Genomic DNA, 1,802 nt, shown 5'->3' with positions numbered 1-1,802 from the left:
AATGGCGACAAGGCTGCACCTGTATCACGAAGCAATTGGACACGGACAGCGATAATAAAGGCTGCTGCACCCACATCACGAGTATAGCTCAAATTGTGGTAGCTTGGGTCTTCCTCAACAAATTGAGGGAATTTCCCTGAAGCTGCCCAGTCAAAACGCCCGCTATCGACAATCACTCCACCAATAGTCGTACCATGCCCGCCAATAAACTTAGTCGCAGAGTGAATGGCAATATCTACGCCATGAGAAAAGACGTTAATCAAATAAGGTGTAGCAAAAGTATTATCAGAAACAAGTGGAATCTGATACTTATGAGCAATCTCTGCCAATTTTTCCAAGTCAGGAATGTTTATCAAGGGATTCCCCAAGGTTTCAATCAAGACAAGCTTGGTATTGTCATTGATAGCTGCTTCCACTTCTTCCAAATTATCCACATCGACAAAGGTTGTTGTGATACCATAACGAGGAAGGGTTTCTTTCAAGAGATTGAAGGTTCCACCGTAAATAGTTGATGCTGCTACAACATGGTCACCAGCATGGGCAAGTGCCAAAATCGTATAAGTCACTGCAGCCATACCTGATGCGGTTGCAAGAGCTCCAACACCACCTTCGAGAGCTGCAATTCTTTCTTCAAAAGCAGCCGTTGTAGGATTTGTAATACGAGTATAGATATTACCTGGTTTTCTCAAGGCAAACAAATCGGCACCTTCCTGCGTATCATCAAAAACAAAGGATGTTGTCTGATAAATCGGCACTGCACGAGACTTAGTTGCTGGATCCACAACTTGACCAGCATGTAGTTGTAAGGTTTCAAATTTAAAATCACGAGTCATAAAACGACCTCCAAATAGTTTGATTAAGGATATTGTAGCACTATCGACCTATCTTGACTAATACCTCTTTTCTATATTTTGATATAAGGAGTGGCTATTACTTCTTACAAAATCGAAAAAAGCACGAATCAATCGTGCTCATTTCCTTAATCTACATAAGTATCTTCATTTTTATTGAGGAAGGCATATGGAAGACCCATCAAGAGGCCTCCTCCGATAAAGTTTCCAACGAAGGTTACACCCCAGTGGCGAAGCATATTTCCAACACCGAAATTAGCAATTGAGTCAGCAGCAACACTGAATTTCACAATCGCGAAAGAAGCAAAGTTCGCCGCAATGTGCTCGTTTGTTAAGAATACAAACATGTAAATCGCTGACAACACAAGCCAAAGTTTGGCACCACCATCTTTGACCAAAACAAATGACAGAATCGCAATATTTACGAAAATATTTGCCAAAATCGCCTCAAGCAAGACTAATTCATTTGAACGGCCTAACTTCATCTCAACAACCCCTGAAATGAAACTATCGTGTGTCAGATGTGCATAAGCTGCTGAGTGGGCAAAGCCCCAACCTGCTATTAAAGCTCCGATAAGGTTGAATAGGGTACAGTATAGTAAAATCTCAGCTGTTTTTCTCCAAGAGATTTTTTTCAAGAAACTACCCGCAGTCAAGAACATCATATTTGATGTTACCAACTCGGCATTCAAGAAAACAATGTAGGCCAAGCCCCAAGCAAAGACAAAGGGGAAGAGGAAGCGTCCACTACCTGGCGCCATTTTATTAATCAAGTCAGCCCCAACTGCACCTGCAGCAGTACTGAAGGTTAAAAATGCACCTGCGAACATAGAACGAATCGCATACTTAAATTTGCTTTGACTATAAAGACTTTCTTTCTTCTTGCAAGCAAATTCAATCTTTGAGATAAATTCTGAAGAAACCATAATAAACTCCTAAATCTTTTTTCTT

General features: G+C 41.0%; 2 protein-coding genes. Both read right to left on the bottom strand.

Annotated features, from left to right (window positions below):
- Positions 1 to 833 (bottom strand): O-acetylhomoserine aminocarboxypropyltransferase/cysteine synthase family protein (locus SMIDD26_RS04300; RefSeq protein WP_134990159.1); only part of this gene is annotated, 833 nt, incomplete at its 3' end.
- Between the two features lie 146 nt (positions 834 to 979).
- On the bottom strand, positions 980 to 1,777 hold the full coding sequence (locus SMIDD26_RS04295; protein WP_057487724.1) for a formate/nitrite transporter family protein: 798 nt from the start codon (positions 1,775 to 1,777) through the stop codon (positions 980 to 982).
- Positions 1,778 to 1,802: the final 25 nt, after the last annotated feature.

Source organism: Streptococcus mitis (assembly GCF_001579035.1).
GTDB classification, from domain to species: Bacteria; Bacillota; Bacilli; order Lactobacillales; family Streptococcaceae; genus Streptococcus; species Streptococcus mitis_J.
Note: the sequence above shows the minus strand (reverse complement) of the source record. Positions and strands in the feature narration are given on the sequence as shown.

What these genes read in the sequence shown, in the direction of transcription:
- SMIDD26_RS04295 (WP_057487724.1), bottom strand. Translation starts at nt 1,777, where the DNA reads ATGGTTTCTTCAGAATTTATCTCAAAGATTGAATTTGCTTGCAAGAAG.